The organism is Hypericibacter adhaerens, assembly GCF_008728835.1.
GTDB lineage: Bacteria > Pseudomonadota > Alphaproteobacteria > Dongiales > Dongiaceae > Hypericibacter > Hypericibacter adhaerens.
In genome coordinates, this window is the sequence record NZ_CP042582.1 from 1134581 (window position 1) to 1156877 (window position 22297).

General features: G+C 67.0%; 18 protein-coding genes and 1 tRNA gene. 6 read left to right on the forward strand and 13 right to left on the reverse strand.

The window, feature by feature from the left end:
* Positions 1-101 precede the first annotated feature (101 nt).
* The 5 genes from rpoD (at position 102) to FRZ61_RS05110 (ending at position 7334) form a co-directional block, all read left to right on the forward strand.
* The gene (gene rpoD, locus FRZ61_RS05085; RefSeq protein WP_151115398.1) at positions 102-2084 is read left to right on the forward strand and encodes an RNA polymerase sigma factor RpoD; all 1983 of its coding nucleotides are present in this window, start codon (positions 102-104) and stop codon (positions 2082-2084) included.
* 87 nt (positions 2085-2171) lie between these two features.
* Positions 2172-2248, forward strand: a tRNA-Ile gene (locus FRZ61_RS05090).
* Between the two features lie 498 nt (positions 2249-2746).
* Positions 2747-2986, forward strand: coding sequence for a GIY-YIG nuclease family protein (locus FRZ61_RS05095; RefSeq protein WP_151115401.1), 240 nt, complete (start codon positions 2747-2749; stop codon positions 2984-2986).
* Positions 2987-3272: 286 nt separating this feature from the next.
* Positions 3273-5459, forward strand: coding sequence for a hypothetical protein (locus FRZ61_RS05105; protein WP_151115403.1), 2187 nt, complete (start codon positions 3273-3275; stop codon positions 5457-5459).
* A 108-nt stretch (positions 5460-5567) separates the two neighbouring features.
* Positions 5568-7334 (forward strand): B12-binding domain-containing radical SAM protein, encoded by a 1767-nt coding sequence (locus tag FRZ61_RS05110; RefSeq protein ID WP_225309122.1) that lies wholly within the window; start codon positions 5568-5570, stop codon positions 7332-7334.
* A 10-nt stretch (positions 7335-7344) separates the two neighbouring features.
* Here FRZ61_RS05110 and FRZ61_RS05115 read toward each other — a convergent pair whose 3' ends face one another.
* From FRZ61_RS05115 to FRZ61_RS26350, 13 genes are all read right to left on the reverse strand, one after another.
* On the reverse strand, positions 7345-8487 hold the full coding sequence (locus FRZ61_RS05115) for an FAD-dependent monooxygenase (RefSeq protein ID WP_151115405.1): 1143 nt from the start codon (positions 8485-8487) through the stop codon (positions 7345-7347).
* Positions 8488-8679: 192 nt separating this feature from the next.
* Positions 8680-9435 (reverse strand): SDR family NAD(P)-dependent oxidoreductase, encoded by a 756-nt coding sequence (locus FRZ61_RS05120; RefSeq protein WP_225309123.1) that lies wholly within the window; start codon positions 9433-9435, stop codon positions 8680-8682.
* Positions 9436-9443: 8 nt separating this feature from the next.
* The gene (locus tag FRZ61_RS05125; protein WP_151115407.1) at positions 9444-10157 is read right to left on the reverse strand and encodes an ABC transporter ATP-binding protein; all 714 of its coding nucleotides are present in this window, start codon (positions 10155-10157) and stop codon (positions 9444-9446) included.
* Positions 10135-10914, reverse strand: coding sequence for an ABC transporter ATP-binding protein (locus tag FRZ61_RS05130; protein WP_151120695.1), 780 nt, complete (start codon positions 10912-10914; stop codon positions 10135-10137). Before FRZ61_RS05130 ends, FRZ61_RS05125 begins: the two co-directional genes overlap by 23 nt.
* 4 nt (positions 10915-10918) lie before the next feature.
* Complete coding sequence (locus FRZ61_RS05135; protein ID WP_151115409.1) at positions 10919-11917, reverse strand: branched-chain amino acid ABC transporter permease; 999 nt, start codon at positions 11915-11917, stop codon at positions 10919-10921.
* Between the two features lie 67 nt (positions 11918-11984).
* Positions 11985-12872 (reverse strand): branched-chain amino acid ABC transporter permease, encoded by an 888-nt coding sequence (locus tag FRZ61_RS05140; protein WP_151115411.1) that lies wholly within the window; start codon positions 12870-12872, stop codon positions 11985-11987.
* Positions 12873-12954: 82 nt separating this feature from the next.
* Positions 12955-14097: an ABC transporter substrate-binding protein gene (locus FRZ61_RS05145; RefSeq protein ID WP_191909305.1), complete on the reverse strand. Its 1143-nt coding sequence runs from the start codon at positions 14095-14097 to the stop codon at positions 12955-12957.
* Between the two features lie 214 nt (positions 14098-14311).
* Entirely contained in the window at positions 14312-16675 is a 2364-nt protein-coding gene (locus FRZ61_RS05150) for a xanthine dehydrogenase family protein molybdopterin-binding subunit (RefSeq protein ID WP_151115415.1), read from the reverse strand.
* A gap of 1 nt (position 16676) precedes the next feature.
* Positions 16677-17171, reverse strand: a complete 495-nt coding sequence (locus FRZ61_RS05155) for a (2Fe-2S)-binding protein (RefSeq protein WP_151115417.1) — start codon at positions 17169-17171, stop codon at positions 16677-16679.
* Positions 17168-18049, reverse strand: coding sequence for an FAD binding domain-containing protein (locus FRZ61_RS05160; protein ID WP_151115419.1), 882 nt, complete (start codon positions 18047-18049; stop codon positions 17168-17170). Before FRZ61_RS05160 ends, FRZ61_RS05155 begins: the two co-directional genes overlap by 4 nt.
* The gene (locus FRZ61_RS05165) at positions 18046-18702 is read right to left on the reverse strand and encodes an SRPBCC family protein (RefSeq protein WP_151115421.1); all 657 of its coding nucleotides are present in this window, start codon (positions 18700-18702) and stop codon (positions 18046-18048) included. The genes FRZ61_RS05160 and FRZ61_RS05165 overlap by 4 nt, the downstream gene beginning before the upstream one ends.
* Before the next feature lie 146 nt (positions 18703-18848).
* Positions 18849-19664 carry an alpha/beta fold hydrolase gene (locus tag FRZ61_RS26345; RefSeq protein WP_191909306.1) on the reverse strand — a complete coding sequence of 272 codons (816 nt, stop codon included), beginning with the start codon at positions 19662-19664 and terminating at the stop codon, positions 18849-18851.
* Between the two features lie 44 nt (positions 19665-19708).
* Positions 19709-20752 (reverse strand): M29 family metallopeptidase, encoded by a 1044-nt coding sequence (locus tag FRZ61_RS26350; protein WP_191909307.1) that lies wholly within the window; start codon positions 20750-20752, stop codon positions 19709-19711.
* A gap of 166 nt (positions 20753-20918) precedes the next feature.
* On the opposite strand from FRZ61_RS26350, the gene FRZ61_RS05175 reads away from it, so the two are divergent.
* Complete coding sequence (locus FRZ61_RS05175; protein ID WP_151115423.1) at positions 20919-22268, forward strand: amidase; 1350 nt, start codon at positions 20919-20921, stop codon at positions 22266-22268.
* The last annotated feature ends 29 nt before the right edge of the window (positions 22269-22297 follow it).

The window sequence follows — 22297 nt, forward strand, 5'->3', positions numbered from 1 at the left end:
ACCGGCAGAACCATATTTGAATGATCGGGTGCGATCGTCGGGCGGTGGGCCCGGGATCGGCCCTGGAATGAACCGAACGGATAGCATCAGGCGGTAAAGAGATGGCGACGAAACCGGTAGCCAAGACGGAAAACGGCGAAGCGCGCGAGGAGGGCGGCGACAGCCCGCTCCTCGACAGCGTGAGCGCCTCCGTCAAGAAGCTCGTCACGCGCGGCAAGGAGCGCGGCTATGTCACCTATGACGAGCTGAACCAGGCGCTGCCGGCCGACAAGGTCTCCTCGGAGCAGATCGAGGACACGATGGCCATGCTCAACGAGCTGGGCGTCAATGTCGTCGAATCCGAGGACGAGGAGGCGGCGGCCGAGCCCGCGGCCCCGCAGCCCGACGAGGAGGAATCCGAGAGCGGCCGCGGCGGCAATCTGGGCGACGAGGATATCGGCCGCACCGACGACCCCGTGCGCATGTATCTGCGCGAGATGGGCTCGGTCGAGCTGCTGTCGCGCGAGGGCGAGATCGCCATCGCCAAGCGCATCGAGGCCGGCCGCGACATGATGATCGGCGGCATCGCCGAGAGCCCGCTGACCTGCCGCGCCATCATCGAGTGGCGCGACAAGCTCAAGGCCGGGCAGATGCTGCTGCGCGACGTGATCGACCTCGAGGCCACCTATGGCGGCAGCCCCGAGGGCGACGCCGCCATGACCGCCGGCGGCAATGCCGTCGAGGAGGAGGAAGAGGAAGAAGAGGCGGAAACCGAGGAGGGCGCGGAGCCGCGCCCCGAGGGCGCACCGGCCGAAGGCGAGGAGAGCGACGAGAACGCCATGTCGCTCTCGGCCATGGAGCAGGAGCTGCTGCCCTCGGTCATCCTGTCCTTCGACGCCGTGGCCGCGGCCTATCAGAAGCTCGAGCGGATCGCCGAGAAGCGGCTCGAGGCCTTCAAGAAGGGCGAGAAGTTCATTCCGGCGAGCGAGAAGCGCTACGAGAAGCTGAAGCAGGAGCTGGCCGAGCTGATGAAGCCCATCAAGCTCAACAACGGCCGGCTCGAGGGCCTCGTGGGCGAGATGTACCAGCTCAACCGCAAGCTGGTCGGGCTCGAGGGGCAACTGCTGCGCCTGGCCGAGAAGCACCGCGTCAAGCGCGAAGATTTCATCCAGCGCTATTACGGCAGCGAGCTCGATCCGCGCTGGCTCTCCAAGGTCGGCCGCCTCACCTCCAAGGGCTGGAAGGACTACGCCGCCAAGCACAAGGACGAGGTGAAGGTGATCCGCCAGGACATCGCGGCGATCGCCGACCATGTCTCCCTGCCGATCGCCGACTTCCGGCGCGTGGTCAACACGATCCAGAAGGGCGAGCGCGAGGCGGGTCGCGCGAAGAAGGAGATGGTCGAGGCCAACCTGCGCCTCGTGATCTCGATCGCGAAGAAATACACCAACCGCGGCCTGCAGTTCCTGGACCTGATCCAGGAGGGCAATATCGGCCTGATGAAGGCGGTCGATAAGTTCGAGTATCGCCGCGGCTACAAGTTCTCGACCTACGCCACCTGGTGGATCCGGCAGGCGATCACCCGCTCGATCGCCGATCAGGCCCGCACCATCCGCATCCCGGTGCATATGATCGAGACCATCAACAAGCTGGTGCGCACCTCGCGCCAGATGCTGCACGAGATCGGCCGCGAGCCGACGCCCGAGGAGCTGGCCGAGAAGCTCGGCATGCCGCTCGAGAAGGTGCGCAAGGTGATGAAGATCGCCAAGGAGCCGATCAGCCTCGAGACGCCGATCGGCGACGAGGAGGATTCGCATCTGGGCGATTTCATCGAGGACAAGAACGCGGTGCTGCCGCTCGATGCCGCGATCCAGGCCAACCTGCGCGAGACCACGACCCGGGTCCTCGCCAGCCTGACGCCGCGCGAGGAGCGCGTGCTGCGCATGCGCTTCGGCATCGGCATGAACACCGACCACACCCTCGAGGAGGTCGGCCAGCAGTTCTCGGTCACCCGCGAGCGCATACGACAGATCGAGGCGAAGGCGCTCCGGAAGCTCAAGCATCCGAGCCGCTCGCGCAAGCTGAGGAGCTTCCTCGATACCTGATCGGAAGCTTCCCTTCGCCGGATACCAAAAGCCAGAATGACCTGTCGTTCTGGCTTTTGCTTTAGTGCCGACCGTCCGCCTGGGATCGGGCCCGTAGTTCAGTTGGTCAGAACGCGCCGCTCATAACGGTGTTGTCGCAGGTTCAAGTCCTGCCGGGCCCACCAGCCTTCGCTCGCTTCGCGAGCTACGGCTCGGCAAGCCGAGTCGGGTTCTCAGAGGCGAAGCGAGCGAAGGCTGCCGCGCCGAAGCCCGGAGGGCGAAGGCGGGCAGGTGCAAGATATGGCTCGCTTCGCGAGCTACGGCTCGGCAAGCCGAGTCGGGTTCTCAGAGGCGAAGCGAGCGAAGGCTGCCGCGCCGAAGCCCGGAGGGCGAAGGCGGGCAGGTGCAAGATATGGCTCGCTTCGCGAGCTACGGCTCGGCAAGCCGAGTCGGGTTCTCAGAGGCGAAGCGAGCGAAGGCTGCCGCGCCGAAGCCCGGAGGGCGAAGGCGGGCAGGTGCAAGATATGGCTCGCTTCGCGAGCTACGGCTCGGCAAGCCGAGTCGGGTTCTCAGAGGCGAAGCGAGCGAAGGCTGCCGCGCCGAAGCCCGGAGGGCGAAGGCGGGCAGGTGCAAGATATGGCGCGCTTCGCGAGCTACGGCTCGGCAAGTCCGGGGGAAGGCGCATGATCTACGTGTATATTCTTCGCAGCAAGGAGGATGCTGACCGCTACTATGTCGGTGTTACGGCCGACCTGCGCGCCCGTCTGGAGAAGCACAATGCAGGCGACGTGCCTCATACGTCGAAGTATGCGCCCTGGGTCATCAAGACCTACGTCGCGTTCTCGGATGAAAAGCAAGCCTTTGCTTTCGAGAAGTACCTGAAGTCACCATCCGGCAGAGCTTTCTCAAAGAAGCGGCTATAGCGACAACCGGCACAATGGCGATCTGCTATTCCGCCTTCCCGGACAAATCCAAAGCTCTGAAGTTCGAAACCTATCTGAAATCCCATTCCGGGAGAGCATTCGCGAGAAAGCGACTTTGTTCCTAGGCCGTGCGCAGTCACCTGGCTCGCCCGGGCCGCTTTAGGGCCATCCAACTTGTCACCATTCGGGTGCGAGAATATTCTCGCCCTGGCGTTCGGCCCTTCGGTCGGAGGGGCGTGGGCAAGACCAGCAAAAAACAAAATCCGATTTGATGCGGGGGGCGATCATGGATGAGCGGTCGATTTGCCGCATGCTCGGCGGTGCCATTCTGGCGGGCATGCTGACCTGGGGGAATGCGGCGGTTGCGGCTCCACAAATCACCGTGCCGGCCTGCGACGTCCTGAAAGCATGGTCGGCCACGGTCGTTCCGACCGACACCTACACCGTCGCCCCGGCCCTGCCGCTGCCGAAGGCGCTTGCCGACGAGGCGCTCCTGCCGGTCTTCGGCGTGACCGCGCTTTCCTGGACCGGCGAGGATATCAAGGCGGCGAGTGGCGCTCTCACGGCCTGTTATCGAGAAGCGAAGAAGGCGGGCGACAAGCCGGCGATGGATGCGCTGGGCGTCGCGAACGCCGCTGTCGCCAAGACGCTCGGCCAGACGCTGGCGGCCGTCGCCAAGGCACGCCAGGCGGTGGAATCGCAGCGCCCGGCCATTGCCGGGCTGCCCGACACGGCCGAGCTCGACCGCGGCCTTGCCGCCCTCATTGACGCCGATCCGGCCAAGCCGAACCTCCAGGCGGCCGCGGGTTTGCCGCGCGAGATCACGGGTCCCCTTGTCTATATCGCCAAGTTCCTCCCCTACCTGCCGGACGGCGACCGCCAGCATCTCATGGCCGAATTATCGGACCGCCGCGCGACGATCCAGGCCGCCGCGGGCCAGGCGATGGGACAGGACGTGGCGGCCGCGCCGGCAACCGCTGACGGCGTCGTCACCCTGATGAAAGTGCGCCAGCGCATCGCCGCGATGGTGGCGAGCGACGAACTGACAGCGATCGACGGTCAGGCCGCCACGCGCGCCGAGGAGATCCGTGCCGGACTGCGACAGGCGACGCCCGCCGGCTGGGTGCCGCCCGATTGCATCGAGCTCTATCGCTGGAGCGGTGCGGCCGATGCGCGGCAGGGCGTGACGCTCGGCAACCAGAGCACTTATACCGCCTTCCTGGATGAACGCGTGGTGCCGGTTTTCGGCATCTCGTTGGCCGTCTGGGGCGATGAGGATCTGACCCGGTTCCAGACGCTTCGAGCGGTATGCCAGGCGACATGGCGCGCCATGCCCGGCGCCGCCACGATATCGAACCCGCCCGCCGATGCGCCCGAGCTTCTCAAGCTGGCGGCAAAAGGGGCCTGGATCGATACCGCCGACCCGCAGATCGCCCAGGCGCGCACGGCCATCAAGGCCTACAGCGCGGGCCTCGAGGCGCTCGCCGCCGTCGAGACCAGGATCGCCGCCCTCCCCGACACGTCCGATTCGCTTCCCCAGCTCTATCAGCTCGCCAATGATCCTGCACAGCAAAGCGTGGATCAGGCCAGGCGGCAGAGCTTCCAGGCCGCCGTCGCGGCCAAGCAGAAGGCGATCAATGCGCGAGCCTTGACCGCGGCGATGGACGGGCTGGGCCAGGTGCAGGTCGCCTCGCTCGGCGATCTTGCCAAGCTGGTGAACTACTGGGGCACGGCATCCATGACCATCGCCGACCCCAACGATCGGCAGCGCTTCGGCCAAGCCGCCGAGCAGGTCCTCGATGAGGACATCAACAGATTGCTGCCGGATTTCAAGGCGAAGCTCGACGAGATGCCGGCAACGCTGGCCGGGTTGGGCAAGGTCCGAACAGCCGTCCTCGACTTGACGGGAGTGAGCGAGACCGAGAAGGCGCCCCCGTTCCAGCCCATGCACGCCGCGATCCATGAGCGAAGCGCCGCGATCATCGAGGCCCTGCACCAGGAGAACTGCACGGCGCTGCTGAAGGAACTCGACATCGGCGACAGCGCAGCCGAGCAGCTTGTGTGGGATGGCAAGACCGGCACGAAGCTCGGTGTTTTCGTCTGCAACCTCACTGAGAGCGGCAGCCCGGTCCACGAATATGCGGGAGGCGGCCTGCTCTCCGGTGATCAGAAGCTCAAGGCGACGTTGGCCATGGGCGGCCTGCAAACCCTGTGGCTGCACAAGGCCGAGGTCGCGCAGGGCCAAGAGGACATGCTGGTGGGTTTCAAGATGGCCGACGCCAACCAGGAGCGCCCGATATCGGTGGAGGAGTGGGCGATGTTCACCGCCATGGCAACCGGCGGACAGTTCGTGACCCCGGAAATCTGCGACGCGGTGATGAGCAAACCCGAGGATCAGCTCACCATCGGGGACAAGATGACGGGCGTGGCCTGCGCCCAGGAAGTCCTGAACGGCAGCTGGGGGTTCCAGTGAGGGGCGCGAGCTGAGACCGCATCCCCGCTGAAACGCCGTTGCGGCCTATGCTTGCGGCAAGCCTTTGCCGTGCTACGTTGTCCAAGGGAAACCGGGGGGCAGATCCACGTGGCTGCAAAGCGCCGCTTCCAGCTCGTGCTGATCAAGCCGTCGCATTATGACGATGATGGCTACGTGATCCGCTGGTGGCGGGCGATGATCCCCTCCAATTCGCTCGCCGCCATGTATGGCATCGCGGCCGATTGCGCCGAGCGGCGGGTGCTCGGGACCGATACCGGGATCGACATCGCGATCATCGACGAGACCAACACCCGTATCGACCTGCCGGTTCTTCTGGCTCGCTTCCAACGTCATGAGGGCTTCGGGCTGGTGGCCCTCGTTGGTGTCCAGTCGAACCAGTATCCTCGCGCGCTCGATATCGCACGGCCGTTCCGCAATGCCGGCATCCCTGTCGTCATGGGCGGTTTCCATGTTTCAGGCTGCCTGTCGATGCTCGACGGGCATGCGGTTGGGCTCGATGCCTGCCGCGAGCTCGGCATTTCCATGTTCGCCGGGGAGGCGGAAGGCCGCTTCGAAGATCTGTTGCGCGACGCGGCGACGGGCGGGCTGGCGCCGCTCTACAACTTCCTGAGCGATCTGCCGGGGATGGAGGGCGCGCCCGCGCCATTCATTCCTAAACAACATGTGCAGCGCACGCTGGGCTTCAGCACCAGCTTCGATGCGGGCCGCGGCTGCCCTTATCAGTGCTCGTTCTGCACCATCATCAATGTGCAGGGCCGCAAGTCCCGATTCCGCACCGCCGACGATGTCGAGAAGCTCGTCCGCCTCAACTGGGCGCAGGGCATCCATAAATTCTTCATCACCGACGACAACTTCGCGCGCAACCGGAACTGGGAGGCGATCTTCGACCGCCTGATCGAACTGCGCGAGAAGGGCGGGATTCCCCTCGGGCTGATGATCCAGGTCGACACGCTATGCCACAAGATTCCCGGCTTCATCGCCAAGGCGAAGCGGGCGGGCGTCACCCGCGTCTTCATCGGGCTCGAGAACGTCAATCCCGACAATCTCGCGATCGCCAAGAAGCGCCAGAACAAGATCACCGAGTATCGCCGGATGCTGCTGGCGTGGAAGGCCGAAGGCATTCTGACGCTCGCGGGGTACATCCTCGGGTTTCCGGAAGACACGCCGGCGACGATCCGGCGCGATATCGCGATCATCCAGGAGGAGCTGCCGCTCGACATCGTCGAGTTCTTCTGCCTGACGCCGTTGCCGGGCTCGGAGGATCATCAGCTCCTCTGGAAGAAGGGCGCCGCGATGGATCCGGATCTCAACAGATACGATGTCGAGCATGTCTGCACCGATCATCTCAGGATGAGCCGGCCGGAATGGGAAGGTATCTATCGCGAGGCCTGGTCCCTCTATTACACGCCGGCCCATATCGAGACGCTGTTGCGGCGCGCGGCGGCGACGGGTTTGCCGATGGGCAGCCTGATCAAGCTGCTCGTCAATTTCGCGACCACGGTCCGGCTCGAGAACCTGCATCCCCTGCAGAGCGGCCTCCTCCGGCTCAAGCGCCCTTCCGAGCGCCGTCCCGGTCTCCCGCGCGAGAGCGCTTGGAGGTTCTGGCCGCGTTTCATCCTCGAAACTCTCGGCAAGCACGCGATCATCGTCGCCGCGATCTCACGGTTGCTGTGGCTGAGGTGGGCCATCCTTCGCGATCCCGGCGCCAGCTCCTATCGGGACCGGGCGCTGACGCCGGTCGACGACAACGACCATGAGACGCTCGATCTCCTGACCAAGACCACGGGAGGTCGCGCGGCGGTCGCGCATGCCCGGCGAATCGGGGAACTGACCGGCGTCGGCCGGGCCGGCTGAGCGGGCACCGTCACCGCTTGTCGGGATAGATCAGCGGCTCCTCGGTCACGTCATAGCCGAACACCCAGTCCGGGTCGGCGGTCTCCTTCAGCCAGACGTTCTTGCGCGACTCGTCCTGGATGCTGGCGGTCCGCGACTTGCGGTTCAGCTCGTAGAGCTGGAACGCGAACTCGAAATCGGTCGGCGAGGCCTTGAGGCAGCGTGTCAGCATGGCGGCGTCCTCGATCGCCATCGCGGCGCCCTGTCCCATGAACGGGAGCATCGGGTGGCAGGCATCGCCCAGCAGCACGATGCGGCCGCGGCTCCAGAGCGGAAAGGGCTCATGGTCGTACATGGCCCATTTGGTCGCCTGCGGGCAGAGGCTGGCGATGCGCTGCACCTCGGGATGGAAGCCCTGGAAGGCGGCGCGCAGCTCGCCGAGATCGCCCGGCACCGAAGAGGTCGGGTGCGGCCATTCGGCTTCCGGCGAGGCGGTGACGAGGAACATCTCGTCATGGGCGCGGGTGATGTAATAGACCAGGAAGATCCGGTCCTCGCCCCACCATTTGACGCAATCCGCCATCTTGTAGTCGCCCAGCAGGGCTGCCGGGAACACCGAGCGAAAGGCGACCTGGCCGGAGAATTGCGGCTCCTCCGGCCCCAGCAGCACCTCGCGCATGCGCGAGCGCACGCCATCGGCCCCGATGATGATGTCGGCCTCGGCCTTGGTGCCGTCCTCGAAACCGAGCTTCGCCACCGATCCCGTCGGATCGATCTCGACCACGCGCTTGCCCAGCGAGATCGATTCCGGCCTGACGGCATCGAACAGCCGGGCATGGAAGTCGCCGCGATGGACCATCATATAGGGGACGCCGTAGCGCCGTGCGGCGGGTTCGCCGATCTCGTGGTCCAGCAGCACGCGCCCGTCGTCCCATTTCCGGCTCACCCAGCGATTGGGCGACGCGCCGGTCTCGATGACGCGGTCCGCGATGCCGATGCGCCGCAGCACCTTCATCAGGTTGGGCCCGAGATGGATGCCCGCCCCCAGCCGCGTGAAGACCTGGGCCTGCTCGTAGACATGGACGTTGTAGCCTTCGGCCTGCAGCAGCGCCGCCGCCGCGAGCCCGCCCAGCCCGCCACCCACGATCGCAATTCTGGGCGCGCTCTTTGCCATCGCACTCTCTCCGATCACGAATTCAAACGCGGCAATCTCATTGCACGAGCGGCATGCTACTTCACGCCATCGCGCGCAAAGTATGGCGTCTGCTTATCTTTGCTTCAGGGCCGGGTGTCGTTTCGGCGAAGGAGCACGATGACGACCGCGCAGGCGATCGCGCGCCGCGCCTGACGTCACGCATCGCGACATTCAGAGATGAGCGCCGCCGTCGACGACGATCCTGATTCCGGTGGCGGCCGTGAGATGCGTCACGCAGGCCAGGACGGCCCGGGCGACGTCGTCGGGCTCGATGATCCGCTGCAGCGGCGAGGCCCGGGCCATGCGTTGCAGCGCGTCCCAGTCGCGTCCGGGCACGAAATCGGTGTCCACGCTGCCGGGCGAGACGGCGACGACGCGGATCGCGGGCGCCAGCGCGCGGGCCAGCGAGCGCGTGAGCGTATCGAGCGCCGCCTTTGAGGCGGCATAGGCGATGTTGCTGCCCCGGCCGGTGAAGGCCGAGGTCGAGGAGACGTTCACCACCACGGCATCGCCGGCGCTCTGCAGGAGCGGCTTCAGCGCACGGATCGTGGCCAGGGGTCCACGCAGATTGACGGCGAAGATCCGATCGATCGTGGCGTCGTCCAGCGCCTCGAGATCGTCATGGGCGATCGACCGCGTCGTTCCGGCGGCGTTGACGAGAATATCGAGCCGTGGGTAAGCACGGGCGAGCGCGTCGGCCAGGACCCGGATCGCCCGGCTGTCCTCCACGGCGACCTGCATCGCGCGATGCCCGGCGCCGGGCAGCTCGGCGAGAAGCGCCGTCGCCGCGGTCTCTCCCTTGTTGTAGCCGACGATCACCGTGGCGCCGGCGCGAGCCAGGGCGCGAACCGTGGCGGCGCCGATGCCGCCGCTGCCGCCGACGACCAGCGCCAGGCGTCCCGCCAGATCGCCGGAAGCTTCGGCCACGGAGCGCCTCAGGCGCCCAGATAGGCGCGGCGAATGCCTTCGTCGCGCGCCAGGGTTTCGGGCTCCCCGGATGCGACCACCTGGCCGCGTTCCAGGATGTAGGCGAAGCTCGCGATGCGCAGCGCCATGGTGGCGTTCTGCTCGACCAGCAGGATGCCCAGCCCGTCCTTCTTCAGCGCCACCAGATACTCGAAGATCCGCTGCACGACCAGGGGCGCCAGCCCCATGGAAGGTTCGTCGAGAAGGAGGATCTTGGGGTTGCTCATGAGGGCGCGGGCGATGGCCAGCATCTCCTGCTCGCCGCCGGAAAGCAGGCCGCCGGGCGATTTCAGCTTCTGCTTCAGGACCGGGAACAGGGTCATCATCTTGTCCTGAAGCTCGGCCACGAGCTTGCGGCTGCGGATCGTGTAGGCGCCCATGCTGAGATTTTCCTGGACCGTGAGGCCGGGGAGGATGCGCCGCCCTTCCGGAACCTGCGCCAGGCCGGCCTGGACGACCTCGGCGGGGCTGCCCCGGTCGATGCGCTTTCCATCGAGCTCGATCCTGCCCGACCAGAGGCGCAGCAATCCCGAGACCGCGGCCAGGGTCGTGGTCTTGCCGGCGCCGTTCGGACCCATCAGCGCGACGATGCTGCCGCTTTCGACCGACAGCGACACCTTGTCGATCGCGGGCTGCGGCGCGTGATAGCCGGACGAGATCTCAGTGAGCGTCAATACTGACATGATCGGGTCCGAGATAAGCTTCGATGACGGCGGGGTTCTTCTGCACCTTGTCCGGCGTGTCGGCGGCGATGGTCTGGCCGAAATTGAGCACGGTGATGCGGTCGCAGAGCCCCATCACGAATTTCAGGTGGTGCTCGACCACCACGACGGTCGAGCCGCGGGCGCGGAACTCGCGGACGATGCCGGCGAGCTGCGCCACCTCGTTGGGGTTGAGGCCGGCGGCGGGTTCGTCCAGCAGCAGCAGGCTCGGCGCCGCCACCATGGCCCGCGCCAGATCGAGCATCCGCTGGCCGCCGAAGGAGAGCGTGCCGGCCGGCATGGCCGTCGAGCCTTCGAGCCCGGTCCATTTCAGCGCCGCCAGGGCGCGCGCCTGGTTCTCGAGCTCGGCCGCCTGCCCCAGGAAAGGAACGCAGGAGCGCAGGAAGGACTGGGAATCGTGCAGATGCAGCCCGACCAGCACATTCTCCATCACGCTCAGCTCGGGGAAGACGGCGATCCCCTGGAAGCTGCGGCCCAGCCCCATGGCGGCGCGCCGATGGACCGGCAGCCTCTCGATCCGGGCATCGGCGAAGGCGATGCTGCCCGTCCGCGCCCGCGCAAAGCCGCAGACGGCATTGAGCATCGTCGTCTTGCCCGAGCCGTTCGGGCCGATCAGCCCGTGGATCTCGCCCTTCTCGACCCGAAGGGAGGCGCCGCTCAGCGCCTTGAAGCTGCCATAGGTGACGAACAGGTCCTGGACCTCGAGGAGCACGCTCATGCCCTCACAAGCTGGGCCGGTCGAGCGGCCGGCGCACCAGGCTGCGCGCCCGCTTGATCCGCTCGACGACCGATTCCGCCACGCCCGCCATGCCGCGCGGCGCCACGACCATCACCACCATGATCAGGATCCCGTAGAACAGCAACCAGGAGGAGGCGGCCTGCTGGAAGGCTTCGGCGATCGCCGTGAGGATCACCAGGCTGACGCAGGCCGCGACGTTGGACCCGAGCCCGCCGACCACGACGGTCAGCGTCAGAAGCAGGGTCAGGCTCAGGCTGAAATCTTCCGGCCCCAGGAAGCCGATGAGATGGGCGAACAGGCTGCCGGACGCGCCGAAATAGACGCCGGCGAAGACCATCGCCCAGACCCGGTAGCGGTTGACGTTGATCCCGCTCATGCGCGCGGCGGGCGCGTGCAGCCGGGCCGCGATCATGGCGCGTCCCGGCTTCGAGTGGCGCAGGCGCTCGGCGAAATAGAGCGCCGCCACGAAGACCGGCGCCGTCAGCCAGTAATAGCTGCGGTCGTTGGCGAGGCGCCAGGGCCCGATCTCGACCTTCGGCACGTTGAAGAGCCCGGAGGCGCCGCCGGTCAGCCAGTTCTCGTTGACGATGACGAGGAAGATCGCGACATGGATGCCGAGCGTGATCACCAGGAGATAATTGGTCTCGACCCGGTTGCCGAGGAGCCCGACGAAGCCGCTGACGATGCCGCAGAAGAGGCAGGCGGTCACGAAGGCGATCGGGAAAGGCATGCCCAGCTTCAGCATCAGCAGGGCCGAAGTATAGGCTCCCAAGGCCATCAAGGCGGCATGCGCGATCGACACGAGCCCGGCGAATCCGAGCACGACATTGACGCCGAGCGCCGCCACCGCCTGGATCAGCATGGTGTTGACGATGCGGATCAGATACTGGCTCGAGAAGACCGGCTCGATCAGCAGCAGGGCCGCGAGCAGGAGCGGGTAGCGGGCCAGCGAGAAGGTGGAGGCGTAGAGACGCTGAATCACCGGGGGAATCCGTTGCCGGAGGGGAGCCGCTGCCGGGCGGGCGCGACGGTTCGGGGGCGGCGGGCCGTCATACCAGGCGGCCCTGGACGGTTTCTTCGCCGAAGAGGCCGCGCGCCCTCACCAGCAGCACGATGACGAACACGACGTAGGTGACGATCGGGCTGTAGCGCGGATCGATCACCAGCACCGACACCGCCTGGACGATACCGAGGATGAAGCCGCCGATGAGCGCGCCCGGCATGCTGCCCAGCCCGCCCAGGAGGGCGGCGATATAGCCGGGCACGCCGAGCTGCAGGCCCATGGTCGGCTGCAGATAGGTGATCGGCGCGATCAGAATGCCGGCGAAGGCACCCACCATGCCGCTGAGGAAGAAGGCGCCGCTGAACATCCGCCCGACCTTGATGCCGAGCAGGTTGGCGACGCGGCTGTCCTGCGCGCAGGCGCGCATGGCCGTCCCGTATTTGGTCTTGGCCAGGAAGACGAAGAGGACGCCGGTCAGCAGGATGGCGATCGAGAAGATCCAGATCTTGTCCGGCACCACGCGCAGGCCCAGGACCTTGACGGCCCGGTCGCCGAAGGGGTTCGGCATGACGCGGACGAACGGCCCCCAGATCTGCTGGATCCCGCTCTGGATGGCGAAGCTGAGGCCGATCGTGGTGATGAAGGTATAGAGCTCGCCCAGGCGGTAGAGCGGGCGGATCGCGACGAATTCGACGGCGGCGGCGAAGATGCCCACCGCGAGGCAGCCGATCACCAGCGCCAGCCAGTAATGGCCGGGAAGGGCGGCCAGCACGCTGAAGGCCACATAGGCGCCGAGCGCCCCGAAATCGCCTTGCGCGAAATTGAAGACGCGGGTGGTGCGATAGACGATGCCGAAACTGATCGCGACGAGCGCATAGAGACCGCCCGCCGCGAGGCCGCTGAGGATCGTCTGAACGAGAATGGTCGAGTTCATGTCATCCCCTCGAGGCCGGTGGCGGCAACGGGCCGCCACCGGCCGTCGACGAGCATAGCTCCGACGTCGAAGAGAGGCGAACTCACTCGGCCTTGATCGATTCGCGCTTGACCGTCACCACCTTGCCGTCCTGGACCGTCTGCAGGATGGCGAAGCTGTCGGCGGGCTCGCCGGTGGCGGTCCAGGCGGCGGTGCCGGCCGGCGTCTGGAGATGGAGCTTCTTCAGCTCGTCGCGCAGCGCCTCGCCCTTCACGTCCGGCCCCTGGCGCGTCCAGATGTCGGCCAGCGCATACATCGCGATGGCGGCGCTCACCTGCACCACGCTGGGCGTCTTGTTGTAGGCCGCCTGGTAGGCCTTGGTGAACTCGGCCGTCGCCGGATCGTCCGCGGCATAGGCCGCCGAATAGATCACGCCGTTGGCGCTGGCACCGCCGATATCGAGGAATTCCGGCTCCGCCGCGGCGGTGCCGCAGAAGACCGGGATCTCGAGACCGAGCTGCTGGGCCTGCTTCACGAACAGACCCTGCAGGTTCTCGTAGCTCAGCACCACCACGGCGTCGGCGCCCGAGGCCTGGATCTTGCCGATCTGGCCCGAGAAGTCGGTCACCGAGAAGTCGTAGGAGAGGGTCACGACCGGATCGGCCATGCCGAATTCCTTCAGGGCCGCCAGGAACGCGTCCTTCTCGCCGACGCCGAAGCCGGTCGTGTCATAGGCGAGCGCGATCTTCGTCTTGCCCTGGGCCTTCACGTAGGCGGCGAGTGCGCGGATCAGCGGGCCGTCGCCGGGCGTGGCGCGGAAGAAGTAGTCGTCGCCCTGGGCGCTCAAGGTCGGCAGGTAGGCGGGCGTGAAATGCGGGATCTTCGCTTCCTTGAGGATCGGCTGGACGGCGGCCATGTCGCCGCTGCAGCTCGGCCCGATCACGGCGACGGCGCGATCGATGATCCGGTTCGCGGCCTCGACCGCGTTGCTCGGCGTGCATTGATCGTCGAGCTGGACGAACTCGATCTTCTTGCCGCCGAACGTATCGCCCTTTTCCTTGAGGACGAGATTGAGCGCATTCATCGTGTTCTGGCCATAGGCGGCGATGGGGCCGGTGAAAGGCTGGATCACGCCGATCACGATCGTGTCGGCGGCCTGAACCGGCCGGGCCAGCGGCAATGTGGCGGTAAGCGCGAGCGCCGCGACGGCACCGGCGCCGACAAGATGCTTCAGACCACCCAGCATGTTGATCCCCCGTGTTTGTCTCGATTGAACGTTCACGCGTTTTCTCCTGCGGCCGCGGGCACTGCCAGCGGCCCTTCTTGGTTTGATCGCCATTCAGGATGTCTCGACGCCGCGCGACATACGGTTCGAAATTGCGGATTTGGACTTCACGCCGCCATGAACCGACAGGACCGAAGTCTGCCCGGACGGTCAGCGTCGGCCTTGGCCCGCAACCCTAGCCGGCGCAGGCGCGCATCAGCGCGGCCTTGTAATTCGGGCTCTGCTTCAGACTCTTGATGATGGTTTCCGGCGTCAGCGGCGACATGTTCAGCCGGGCGTCGAACGGCGTCAGCGCGTGCTCGATCGCCGACACGATGGCGGCGGCGGCCGGAATGGTGCCGCCTTCGCCCGCACCCTTGGCCCCCAGCGGATTGACCGGCGAGGGCGTCTCCAGATGCGCGATCCGGACCGTCGGCACCACCGTCGAGCTCGGCAGCAGATACTCGCCGAAATTGGTGGTGAGCGGCTGGCCGTTGGGATCGAACGCCATCCACTCCAGCAGCGCGTTGCCGATTCCGTGGGCAACGCCGCCCTGAATCTGGCCATCGACGATCAGCGGGTTGATGACGGTGCCGCAATCATGCGCCACCACATAGTCCAGGATCTTCACGCCGCCGGTGGCGATATCGACCTCGACCTCGACAACATGCGTGCCGTTGCACCAGGTGGCCTGGGCCGGCGTGAAATAGCTCGTATGCTCCAGGCCCGGCGTGTCGCCGCGATGCATGGAGACGCCCGGTGAGCCTTTCGCCCGGCGGGCGAGCTCGCCGAGGCTCAGCCCCTGGCGGTTGCCATGCCTCGCCTCGACGCGGCCCTTCTCCAGCACCAGATCCTCTTCGGGCGTCTCGAGCAGGCGCGAGGCGAGGCTCAGGATCTTGGCCTTGACGGTCTGGGCCGCGCCCAGCGCGGAGGGGCCGGCATTGGCGGCGATGCGGCTGGCGAAGGTGCCGACGCCCATGGCGATGGCGTTCGTGTCGCCCAGCGTGACGATCACGTCCTCGATCTCGACATTGAGCGTTTCGGCGCAGATCTGGGCCAGCATCGTCTTGTGGCCCTGGCCGGTGGGCGCGGCGCCGGAGCGCAGGTTGATCTTGCCGTTGTCGAGCACCTTGATGCTCACGCCTTCATAGGGACCGACACCGCAGCCTTCGACATAATTGGCGATGCCGATGCCGATATGGCGGCCCTGGGCCCGCGCCTCGGCCTGGCGCCGCCCGAAATCGGCATAGTTCGCCAGCTCCAGCGCCATCGACTGGGTGGTCGGGTAATCGCCGCTGTCATAGACGACGGCGCGCCCGTCGCGGTAGGTCAGCCCGGTCGGGTAGGGCATCTGGTCGGGCTGCACGAAATTGCGCCGCCGCAGTTCCGCCCGGTCGATGCCGAGCTCGCGCGCGACGCGATCGAGCAGCCGCTCCATCGCGAACACGGCCTGGGGCCGGCCGGAGCCGCGGATGGCGCTGGCGGGCGGCAGGTTGGTATAGGCGACGGTGACGTCCAGATCGTAGGCGGGCAGCCGGTAGGGGCCGGGCATGGTGACCGCGGCGATGTAGGGGAGGCTGAATTCCCACGGCAGATAGGCGCCGCCGTCATGCAGCATCGAGCCGCGCACGCCGAGGATGCGTCCCTCGCCGTCCACCGCGATCTCGACATCCCAGTATTGATCGCGCTCCTGGACGGCGGTCAGGAAATGCTCGCGCCGGTCCTCGACCCATTTGACCGGCCGCCCGAGCTTCATCGCGGCCGCCGCGACCACCAGCTCCTCGGGATAGAACACCGCCTTCGGGCCGAAGCCGCCGCCCACGTCGGGTGCGATCACGCGCACCGATTCCGGATCCATCGCCAGGAGATCGCAGAGAACATGCTTGGCGATATGCGGGATCTGGGTGGAGGACCAGAGGGTCAGGCCGCCACGCAGCGGGTCGTGTTCCGCAACCGCTCCCCGGCATTCGATCGAATGACCGCAGCCGCGATGCTGCCACATGTCCTGGCGGAACACGTGGGGCGCGGTCGCGAATGCCGCCGCGGCATCGCCGATGGTGGCCTTGAAGCGGGTGGCCTTGTTGGAGCTGCTGCCATTGTGGGTTCGCGGCGCCTCCGCCTGGGCCGCGTCGCGGCAGTTGGCGACCGCCGGCAGCTCGTCATAGTCGACCGCGATCAGCCCGGCCGCGTCCTCCGCCAGATAGCGGCTGTCGGCGACGACGACGGCGACCGGCTCGCCGACATAGCAGACTTCCTCCGGCGCCAATGCGTAGGGCGTCATGACCTGGGTCTGCTGGGGGCTCGAGCCCATCACCGGCAGGCGCGTGTTGCGCAGCATCTCCGGCAGATCCTGGGCCGTGAGCACGGCATGAACGCCGGGGGCGTCCAGCGCCGCCGTCGCATCGATCGAGCGGATCACGCCATGGGCCAGGGGCGAGCGCAGGAAGGCGGCATGCAGCATGCCCGGGAGCGCGATATCGTCGAGATAGCGGCCCTTCCCGGACAGGAGCGCCGGATCCTCGGTCCGCTGCACGCGGGCGCCGATGGCCTTCATGCCCATCTCAGCGGTCCTTCGCTTCGGGCGCCAGTCGCGCCAGGACATCGAGAGCGGCCGCCACGATGCCGGCATAGCCGGTGCAACGGCAGAGATTGCCCGACAGCGTGTCGCGGACCTCCGCCTCGGTGGCCGCGGGGTTGTCGCGCAGCAGCTCGGCCAGGGTCATGAGCATGCCCGGGGTACAAAAGCCGCATTGCAGGCCGTGATGCTCGCGAAAGGCCGATTGCAGGGGCGAGAGCGAGCCATCCGGGTTGGCCAGACCCTCGACGGTGGTGACGGCATGGCCGCTCGCCTGTACCGCGAACATCAGGCAGGCGCGCACGCTCTGGCCGTCGAGCAGCACGGTGCAGGCGCCGCAGGCGCCATGCTCGCACCCGACATGAGTGCCGGTCAGGCCCAGATGCTGGCGCAGGAAATCCGCGAGCGTGGTGCGGGGATCGACCTGCTTCTCGTAGGGGCGGTCGTTGACGGTCAAGGCGACGGTCGCGGGCGCGGTCATGCCGGTGCTTTCATCTGGGTTTGCGCCCGCCGCGCGGCGGTGGCAAGGCCACGCGCGGTCAGCACCTGCGCCAGATGCCGGCGATAATCGGCGCTGGCATGGATGTCTTCGTTGGCGTCGCCCTCGGCGGCGAGCGCGGCGGCGCTGTCGATCAGGGCCGGCTCGATGCGGTGGCCCCGCAATGCTTCCTCGACCGCGGTCAGCCGCGACTGCACCGGCCCTACCCCGGCCAGCGCGACCGCGACGCGGGTGACGGTGCCCTTGGCATCGAGCGCCATCATGACCGCGGCCGCCGCCACCGCGAAATCGCCCAGGCGGCGGGCGAACTCGACGAAGGCATAGCCATGCGGACCCTGCCAGCGCGGCAGGGTGACGGCGCTCATGATCTCGTCGGGCTCGAGGGCCGTGGTCATGAAACCCAACGCGAATTCGGCCATCGGCATCGAGCGCGTGCCACGAGGGCCCCGGATCTCGATCACGCCATCGAGGGCCAGCACCACGGTCGGAAGCTCCGCCGACGGATCGGCATGGGCCAGGCTGCCGCCGATGGTGCCGCGATTGCGGGTCTGGCGATGGCCCACATGCTGCAGGGCCTCGCCGATGATCGGGCAGGCCTGGCGCAGTTCGTTGGAAAATTCCATGCGGCGCTGCCGGGTCATGGCGCCGATCTCGATGGAATCGGTTCTGACCGTGAGCCGATCGAGCTCCGTCACCGGATTGAGATCGATCAGGTGATCCGGCATCGCCAGGCGGAAATTCATCATCGGCACCAGCGACTGTCCGCCGGCGAGGATCTTGGCGTTCTCGTTCTGCGCCAGGAGGTCGACGGCGGCGGCGAGCGAGGAGGGCGCGTGATAGGCGAAGGGCGCCGGCTTCACCGCCGATCCTCCGGCCCCCGGCCTCGCAGGCCCGCCAGCCAGCGCCGGAAGCGCCGCTTCAGCGCGCCGATCAGGAGCTCGGTGGCGGAGATCGGCTTGGCCGGTGCTGGAGGCGTGGCCGGAGGCACCGGTGCCGTGGTGTTCGCCGCACCGGTTGGCGAGGGCTCGCCGGTGACGGCCGGCGCTGCGCGGGCGGCATCGGCCTGGATCTGGGCCTTCAGCGCTTCGGCGAATTTATCGACGAGCTGCTGGGCGACGTCGCCGATCATGCCCGAGGCACGGCCATATTGCGCGACCGCGCCATTGAGATTGAGATCGGTGTCGATCTTGACGCGGGTTCCGGAGCCGGGGACCGACGTCAGCGCGAAATCGACCTTGGCCTGCGCGCCGCCCCGGCCCTTGGTCTCGTTGCCGCTGGCCTTGACGTTGGCCCGTCGGGCGACGGGGTCCTTGCTTTCGAAACGCGCGATGCCCTGGAAGGTCACCGCCATCGGCCCGAGCTTGACCGAGACCTTGCCGCGATAGGCGTCGCTATCGATGGTCTCGAGCAGCTCGGCGCCCGGCAGGCAGGGGGCGACACGCTGGATATCCAGAAGCAGGTCCCAGGTCTGCTCGACCGGCAGGGGCACGTCGAAACTGTTCTCGATCTTCATGTCGCGAGATTACCCGGATCGGGAGGTCTTTGGCCAACCGGAGACGAACCTGCCCGGTCACTCGTCGCAGCGGCCGGGGGCCGCGATGCCCACACTCGGCCCGGGGTCGGCAGCATCGCCATTGTCACAGGACGCTCGCCGGCGCATCAGCCGAGCGCCAGCTTCGCCAGGGCGATGAATTTCTGCGGCTGCTCGAAGGAGCAGGGATGGCCGCAATCGGCCAGCCGGTAGAGGTCCGCCCGCGGCAGAAGCCGCGCCAGCTCGATGCCGCCCTCTTCGAAGGGCACGCAGGCGTCGTCGGCGCCGTGGATCATCGTCACGTCGCATTTGAGCTTGCGCAATGCCTGGGGCGAGATCCGCGAGGCATCGACATAGCGCTGCTTGTTGCCGACGAACATGGTGTTGAAATACTTGTCGTAGCCGTCCTTGCGAAGCAGTGCCATGCGGCCCTTGACGAACTCGTCCGTGAGCGGGATCCGGACCCGGATCACGTTCTTGTAGTAGTGCCGGAAGGCCTTCTCGTCCTTCGGCACGCGCCAGCTGCGCGCGATCGGGAGGGTGATCTTCTTCTGGGCGCCGAGCGATCCCTGCAGGATGAGCTTGTTGACGCGAGGCACTTCCAGCGCGGTGCGGAGCGCGACGGCGCCGCCCAGCGAATGGCCGATGATCCCGACCGGCCCCCTGGGCGCCAGCAGGTCGAGCGCCGCGATCGCCTGGCGGACCCACATATCCATGTCGAAATAGGGCTTCGCCGGCTTCCGGCCGGACTTGCCGTAGCCGATCATGTCCATGGCGAGGATGCGATAGGACTTCGAGAGCGGCTCCATGACATGCGCCCAGTTCGTGGCCGAGGCCGTGCCGGGGCCCGAACCGTGGATCATGAGAACGGGATAACCTTTCCCGCCCTCATAGCAATGCATGGTCGTGCCTTCGAACTCGACGTCACGTTCCTTGATCGGCATGTCGATATCGCTCCGGGAAGCTTGCTGGCGGGAATTCGAGGGGATCAGGTGAAGACGGGCTGCAGCTTCTGCATCGCCTCGCGCAGATGCGGCGGGCCCACGACCACCCCGTCCTTCACGATCGGCTGGCCGTCGATCCAGATCGACTGCATCGTGAAGACGATGTCGGGGTGGTTCTCGCCGCCGCCCGGCTCCCAGGGCGGCAGGCCGAGCCCGACGGCGTTGGAGCCCATCACCCGCTGGTCTTCCATGAAGGACTTGCCGGTCAGCCGCGCCGCCGGATGGATGCCGCAGGTGAAATGCACCACATAGCCATAGTCGCCGTTGCCCGCGCGCGCGATCGAGCGGCGCATGACCTTGTGCTCGGAGCCGCCGCCGATGATGTCCTGCACCTTGCCCTTGATCTTGAGCGTCACCGGCTCGGAGGATTCCGTATAGTACTCGTGGAAGAAATGGTGGACGACGATCGTGCCCTCGACCGATTTCAGCTCGGGCAGCAGCAGGACCGTGCCCGGCATGAAATAGCCGCCGGGCTTGGTCGCCTTCGCGAGGCCGAGACCGTCGGGCTTGGCCAGCGTGAAGGTGACGTCGGTGCCCTCCCGCGTCGTGATCCGGCATTCCTTGCCGGTATGTTGCTGGACATAGGCGCCGAACACGTCGCCGACCTCGAGCAGCGTGTCGAGATCGACCTTGCCCATCAGCCGGATCAGCTCTTCCGTGCCGACATCGGCCCCGAGGAAATAGCGGGTGCGGTTGTTGTGCATCGCGTGGTCGTAGGCCTTCGAGCCCGCGAGATAGGGGAAGCAGAGATCGATGCAGACATCGCAGGCGTCGATCGCGGCGCGGACATGAGCGGGCATGTATTCGTCCGCCAGCGCGCCCTGGAAGGGCAGTTGCGGCGCCAGGATCAGGCTCGCGACCTTGGCGCCCAGGCGATAGCCGGAATCCTGCAGCGCCTCGACCGCCGCCCGGTCGGTGCCGGTATCGGCCGCGATCAGCAGGCTTTCGCCGGGCTTCACGCACATCAGGTCGCGCACCAGCACGTCGGCCGCGCGCGACAGTTTCGGGCCATATTCGCCGTGAGCCATGTTTCCGATCTCCCGAGCTGCGGGCAGCCGCATTTCCGGAAATGATAGAGAGGCGCTTCCCGCTTCGGTTCAAAGTCTCGCAAAGTCCAATTCGGGGGTCCGCGAACCCAAACCGCCGCCGGTCTCGGCAGAGTCGTTCCCGACCTCCATCCGCCACGGGAACCTCATGTCGAGCTACAATCCGCGCGAAACCCGCCTGCTGTCCTTTCACGACGCCGTCGACCGGTTCCGCGACGGCGGCGACAATCCGCGCGCCTATCTCGAGCGCTGCCTCGAGCGGATCGAGGCGCGCGAACCGGAGATCCGCGCCTTCGTCACGATGAACATCGCGGGCGCGCGCCGGGCGGCCGACGAATCGACCGCGCGCTATCGCGCCAACCGGTCCCTGTCGGCGGTCGACGGCATGCCCGTCGGCATCAAGGATCTCTACGAGACCATCGACATGCCGACCCAGATGGGCAGCCCGATCTTCGCCGGCTGGCAGGGCAAGCGCGATGCGGCGTCGGTCTATGCGCTGCGGCAGAGCGGGGCGGTGATCCTGGGCAAGACCGTCACGACCGAGTTCGGATTCTACAGCCCCGGGCCCACCCGCAACCCGTTCGATCCCCAGCGCACGCCGGGCGGCTCCTCCAGCGGCTCGGCCGCCGCGGTGGGTGCCGGGTTCGTGCCGGTCGCCATCGGCAGCCAGGTGGTCGGTTCCCTGATCCGTCCGGCGAGCTATTGCGGCAATTACGGCTTCAAGCCGTCGCTGGGCGCGCTCAACCGGCAAGGGGGCCATTCCGGCCTGAGCCAGGCCTGCATCGGCGTCCATGCCGGCAATCTGCGCGATCTCTGGACCACCGCGCATCGCATCGCCAGCATCGCCGGCGGCGATCCCGGCCAGCCCGGCTTGTTCGGCGGCGCCGAGCTCAGCCCGCCGGTCAAGCCGGCAAGCTTGATCCGCCTCGATACCGCGGGCTGGTCGCTCTGCAATCCGGAGACGCAGTCGAGGCTCGACGAGGCCCTCTCGCGGCTGGAGAAGCAGGGCGTCGAGATCGTTTCGCGCAAGACCGATCCCGCGATCGAGGCTTTCGAGGTTCTGCTGCGCGAGGCGCGGGAGATGACCCATACCATCTGCGGCTATGAGCTGCGCTGGCCGCTCAAGCCCTATCGCGAGCTGGGCCCCGGCTCGTTGAGCGAGGATCTGGGCAACCGCCTTAATGCCTGGGAGCACCTCACGGCCGAGGAATATCGGGCCGCCCTGACGCGCCGCGACGAGATCCGCAAGATCAGCGCCGGCCTGCTGTCGCGGGCCGCGGGATTCGTCACCCTGTCGGCGTCGGGAGCGGCACCCCTCGGCATCCAGAACACCGGCGATCCGGCGTTCGCCGTGCCGGGATCGCTGCTGGGCGCTCCTTGCATCTCGTTGCCGCTGCTCGAAGCCGAGCGGCTGCCGTTGGGCCTGCAATTGATCGGACCGCTCCACGGCGATGCCGGCTTGATGGGCCATGCCGCCTGGATCGCCGGCCATCTCTGACATGCGGCCCGCGACATCGGTCGGGGCGG